The sequence below is a fragment of the Providencia sp. PROV122 genome (genome assembly GCF_028482365.1).
GTDB lineage: Bacteria > Pseudomonadota > Gammaproteobacteria > Enterobacterales > Enterobacteriaceae > Providencia > Providencia stuartii.
Genome location: NZ_JAMPQI010000048.1, coordinates 1 through 5,658, shown reverse-complemented (window position 1 = coordinate 5,658; position 5,658 = coordinate 1). Strand labels below are relative to the sequence as shown.

4 protein-coding genes and 2 pseudogenes are annotated in these 5,658 nt (G+C 32.9%); 1 reads left to right on the top strand and 5 read right to left on the bottom strand.

The window, feature by feature from the left end; genetic code table 11:
• From PSE69_RS19205 to PSE69_RS19185, 5 genes and pseudogenes are all read right to left on the bottom strand, one after another.
• Window positions 1–347: pseudogene (locus PSE69_RS19205) on the bottom strand (hypothetical protein); the annotation flags it as partial.
• The gene (locus PSE69_RS19200) at window positions 347–2,752 is read right to left on the bottom strand and encodes a TcfC E-set like domain-containing protein (protein ID WP_163761885.1); all 2,406 of its coding nucleotides are present in this window, start codon (window positions 2,750–2,752) and stop codon (window positions 347–349) included. The gene PSE69_RS19200 and the pseudogene PSE69_RS19205, both read right to left, overlap by 1 nt.
• A gap of 76 nt (window positions 2,753–2,828) precedes the next feature.
• Window positions 2,829–3,350: a CS1 type fimbrial major subunit gene (locus PSE69_RS19195; protein WP_163761886.1), complete on the bottom strand. Its 522-nt coding sequence runs from the start codon at window positions 3,348–3,350 to the stop codon at window positions 2,829–2,831.
• A 99-nt stretch (window positions 3,351–3,449) separates the two neighbouring features.
• Entirely contained in the window at window positions 3,450–4,196 is a 747-nt protein-coding gene (locus tag PSE69_RS19190; RefSeq protein ID WP_163761887.1) for a hypothetical protein, read from the bottom strand.
• A 123-nt stretch (window positions 4,197–4,319) separates the two neighbouring features.
• Complete coding sequence (locus tag PSE69_RS19185; RefSeq protein WP_239543034.1) at window positions 4,320–4,628, bottom strand: helix-turn-helix domain-containing protein; 309 nt, start codon at window positions 4,626–4,628, stop codon at window positions 4,320–4,322.
• 689 nt (window positions 4,629–5,317) lie between these two features.
• Between PSE69_RS19185 and PSE69_RS19180 the strand changes: the two are divergent.
• Window positions 5,318–5,547 (top strand): annotated as a pseudogene (locus PSE69_RS19180) (PAAR domain-containing protein).
• Window positions 5,548–5,658: the final 111 nt, after the last annotated feature.

Genomic DNA, 5,658 nt, shown 5'->3' with positions numbered 1-5,658 from the left:
TTTGTTATTCTAAATTTGACATCAAACGGTTCTCCAGTACTATGATTTCTAACAGTAATAATTTTCTCTGTTTTTGGAAAATTAAAGTATGCTCCTTGCCGTGGTTCATTGTTCGCCTTTATCGGGTACGAAATTTTTGTAGATAACGGTAAATTAATACTGATTTCTGAAGGGCATTGTTGTGGCCATGAATTACAGTATCCCTCCTGAGGGGTCATATTAGTAAATACAACAGTATCATTGTTAATGCTCGGCTCAATTTTTGCGATTAAGTCAATAGTTGCGGACGGAGCAATAAAGCTGCTTATCAACAAAAATAGTCCTAGTATATAATAAGGATAATGCATTATGCTCCTCCAATAGGTTGACAATGAATAGTCGAATAAAACTGAACATTATTAGACGGTTCCTCAGGAAGAGTGCAAGATAATGTAGGTGATAAATCCTTATCTAACACCGTTAGTGTTTTATTATTTTCTCCCATTTCCAATGTTAGAACTCCATCTGCATTAATTACACCACGCGCTATATCACTATCGACTTGGCGATGTTTTAATATTTGACCATGGCTATCTTGTAAAACACCGATGAGTACTGTTGCTTTAACTGCTTTTAATTTTAAATACTTCACACTACCTCGATTCATTTGTACATATTCACTACTAGGAAAAACCTTCGCATTACTATTTCCTGCACTATAAAACTGAATACTTTCTTTTTTCCATAAGGCTGCGGGTATAACATTTCTCCCTGGATATAATTTGGTATCAGTGAGACTATCTGATGCCATTATATTTAAACTGGGATTATCAGACTCTAAGTCAACAATAAATGCAGAATCCATTCCCACGCCATTAGAACCGCTATCTATAGCAATTTTACCGCCTCCAAAAGCAAGAGTCTGGCTTAAGTTAATCCCAGATGTAGTACTATGTTCTTGTATATTATGCTGAGTATAAAAGTCACTACTAAGAGAACGAGTTTCTATCGCACCATTCCCATTAATTGATACGCGCCCTGCATTTTCAGAAACCCCCGCCCCCAACCATTTAAAATTGTTGTTATCTTGTGGCTTCCATTGATAATCTAGGCTTGAATAATTATTTTTATCGTTCATTCCAATATTCATAGATAAGATCTGTGATTCTCGAGGAGCTAAAGAAAAACTTACCCCTATCGTGATGCCTTGCTCTCTTTTCTCTTGATTAAAACCAGGTCTATCATAAGCACTCAACCGAAAACTCACATTTCTATCTGCTAAGGTTGTATTTTTATTTATTGCAGCATCAATACCAAATCCTTCTCTTGAAGAGCTTTTTGTATACTGTCCATTTAATGTCAATGAACTTGACCATGGTAATTTAGTATATAAGGAAGTCCCCCATGTATTGCCAACGTAACGATCAGATCTGAACTGATTGTTTGAATCATTAGATGTATGTCGCCAAAAAGAACTCATCGAACCTCCTGCGAACAGATTTCGATAATAACGAAGATCTATACTTTGATTCTTTTGACGTTCGCCATCTCTGATAATATATTGACCATAAAAACTATTATTTGGCGATATATTGATATCGGTCCGAGCACTAATTTGGTTTTCAAGTTTTGTTTTTTGTATACTACTACCTAGTACAACTCTAGGAGTTAAAAGATAATCAACTGCCCCTCCCCCCATAATAGAAGAATCATTATCTTGCTTTTTATGATCACCAAATGTTAGGTCCTGCTTTATTCCTCCCCATACATTAACTCGCCACTTTTGAGTTGGATTTCGCCAACCTAATGGTTTGTATATCTGTGATAGTTGTGTATCTACAATTTTCCCATTTTCCAAAATATTAATCGTGATGTCATAAATGCCGCTAGGCAAACGTCGAGTATCTAATGCTTGAACTCCCGATTGAAGCTGCTGTGAATAAATAAGCTTGCCATCACGCCAAATTTCAGCAACAGCAGGGTTTGCTGCCGTAACATAAATAGGAGACGCACTAACGCTTTCCTCATTTACAAGTAAAGTATTTGATGTTCCCCACATAACTCCCGTAACAGAACCAGTGCTAAATCCATTTGTTTCTACATTTCCTTTATCACTATCAGGAGAAAATAGCCCAAATCTAAAAAAATCACCTTGTAACTCTTTTTGAGTATAAAGCTCATAGATATTAGTTTCTTGAGATTGATTTCTTTGACTTGAACTATACGTTTGGAATGATACTTTCTGTGTCCAACCTAATAAAGATGAAACAACAGAAGAATTCAAATTCCATGCATGAGAATCACCTGTTGAAACAGCAGATACATTATTATGCATAATAACGCCATTTGATACAGTTTGAGGTAACGAGATATAAGCATTGTTAGTCTTTTGTATCTCATATTTTGATGTATATAACTTTAACGCAGATGTATCTAAACGATAATCTGCCGACATTAATCCATTTGGACAATTTTTATTGCACTCACCTAAAGATATACCTTTAGTTAAGGCTATTTTCCATTCATCTTTAACAGCTTGGTCGAAAGAGTTTTCCTCATCAAAAATTTGAATAAGACTGATCTCTCCATCTTCGTTAAGCAAAAATGAACCATCAAATAATGGTAGGTCATTAAGATAAACTTGAACCATAACTTCAGAGTTATAAAAATAATTTCTAAAGTCATTAGGTATTTTTATAGAATTATTCGCTAAAAGAATGTCTGAACCAATAGCAATACTAGGAATAAGAAGTAAAGGGAGTAATACTTTCATCAGGGAATTATCCGTACATGCCTGCCATATAAATGGCAGGCATTATTAAATAAAAAGCATCAGTTGATTTTAAAAATTAATTATCTGATGGCGGTGTGACAACTAAAGCGGGTTCAAAGACCATAGAAACTTGCCCTGTAAATGAACCTGCTTCCGTTAACTCCTTATTCTCTTTTTGAGTAATACGAAGGTCAGTACGACCACCTGCTTTTGCTTGATCTGCAGCAACAACAAGAGCGGCTTCATTACTTAATTTAACACCATTAAATGTCACAGCTAATGGAATAGTCTCTGACCCATTAGATAAAAGAGGATCACCCTTTGCATCTGTATTAGTTAATGTTGCCTGAATACCACCAGATGTATTTTTGTATTGAAATTGCTTTGAAAAAGCTTGCAATTTCTTGGTACCTAAATCATAAACCATTTCTTGAGTTTGATTAATCCAACCACTCTCAACAGGGATAACCTGAAAAGTCTCAGCTGGGATTGTCGCTGATAATTCAATCGTATAGCTTTGCTCATCGGCTGCATTTGCAAACATAGAAGCAAAAGTAGCACCAGATAACAAAGTAACCATCAATGATTTTTTTAACATTTAAATAACCTTATATAAAATATAAACAACATATAAACAACATATAAACAACATTATAACTAAATTATAAATTTCAAAGATTAAACCTATTTGATGATATTAATAATTTAGTAATTTCTTTTTACTACCTTCAACTAAGGTAAAACTAATCTTACTTTCTGATTTATTTTCTAAATTGAAGGTTTTTCCAGGTAAAATGAATTGTCGAGTTGATATATCACAATCAATAGAATTCAAGTTACAATACCGAATATCTTCTAAAACAATAGTAGCATTACCATCATTTATCACTTTAATATGACCATTACTTTTATTAATAACAGTATTAAAAATAGGATCTCTGGGCTGAACTATCACAATACTTCCATAGCCTGTTAAAACATTTACTCCAACATCTAATGCTTCTTTTTTATATTTTTCAATTGCATCTTTATTCATTTCAAACCCATCATTTTCCTGAGGAAGGACAGGAGTAAATCGAACTCTAAAATAGCGTTCTTTTTCTCTTTCTCCAGGCCAAATCATTCTAACAGATTGAAATCCAGATGGAGGTATAATCAATCTTAAAGGAGATACAATTAATCTATCTTTTTCTAATTTATTTCCATTAATCGTTTTTTGTGATGATTCAATAGAAATTCCTTTATCTCCAGGTGTAATTTCAAGAACATCAACCCTAACAAATGCAGTAGATGTTCCTGTATTATAAACTCGCTTAGTTATATTTTTAGAATCAGGATTAAATATATCATACATACTACCAATACCAATGGAAGGTGAGGCACATACTGATGTTGTTATGCTCATTAATAACAATGTTAGAATAAAGTGAATACGCTTAAGCATACATAATCCAATTTTTATGTAATAAAAAATAAAACTTTAATTAAAAATCAACATAAATAGCCAATCTAATTCATCTTAAAACTTAAAATAATCCCAGAAAAATAGATTAATGTAAAATGCAGGCTAGTTTTTTTGCGTTAATTCAGTACTGAATTGTTGTAAACTTTGATATTCAATTAAAACTTCACCGGAATCTTCATAAAATACTTCAATAATTAAATCAAGTAACGTTTTATCAATCTCATTTAATAATTGCAGAATGATGTCGATTGAAAATGTTGCTTGTCCTCGTTCTAGTCGAGAGATGTGTTGCTGGGAAAGACCTAATTTTTGACCTAGTTTTTCCCCCGATATACCTAGTAATCTTCTATGTTTTCGAAAAAATGCACCTATGCGAACATTTATATTTAATATGTTGTATCTCATTAACATGATTCACTTGTTTTATTGAAGTAAAATATGGTTAATATCAAAACTATTGGTGCTAAAGACTAAGGTAAATTAAGAGGAGAGGGAAATAGTTTAAGACGATCAATTTTGCTGTTTATGATAGTTCATGGCTATTGATTTGATTTATATTGATCGTTATTGCCAATGATTTTTGATTTTATGTGTATTACTTTATGATTTTAAATAGATTTTTTATAAGATGTTAAGTTTCTTGGGAAATGATAACGTGAGTTACCAGATTGCGATTGAAATATTAACACACATTCTGAAACTAAATTTGACATATTACGCATTGCTGTTGTTTTTGTCGTTCGATATTAGGGTAAAAATTGGTGATTGAGTATGCGTGATGAATATTGATTTTCAGTGAAATGAACAGAGGACATCAATAAACTGTCAAAAAGACATATACATTTTGTATCAAGTGATATGATGGGCGCCCCCATAATGATTTAATATTTAAATCTTATTGCGTTAAGTTTTTTCAGAGCATAAAGTACCCAAACATGTTACTGAAATAATTTCTAAAGATTGTGAACTTGAGGATGTGCTAGATCTTGGATTTAATTTGATATCCATTTAAATATCAATGACTTGTTTTATTAGGCCGTTCTTGAAATAGCTAAGTTAGAAAAATTTGAATATTCAAATATCAGATAAATGGTGCAATGATACGAAGTATCGTAAACGGTAGAAAATCATTTTAAAAAATGATACTACGAATACTGGAGGTAGTGCACTTACAGCTTCTTCTCTAGCCAAACAAATCCAAGGAGTCGTCTGTGTGGGCGACTCGGTTTATTGCCCTTCATGTAAAAAAATAGATATTATCGTTGAAGGTGATAGTTTGATGAAAATTAATGGTATCCCTGTCACATTAGAAGTGAAGTGGCATAGTTAATTTGGCCACCTGACTAGAGGTGATATTCTTGCCTCAATAACATCACAGGTGAGCACATGGTTAAGCAATATTCAGCAGAGTTTAAACTCGAAGCCGCTAAAATGGTGGTTG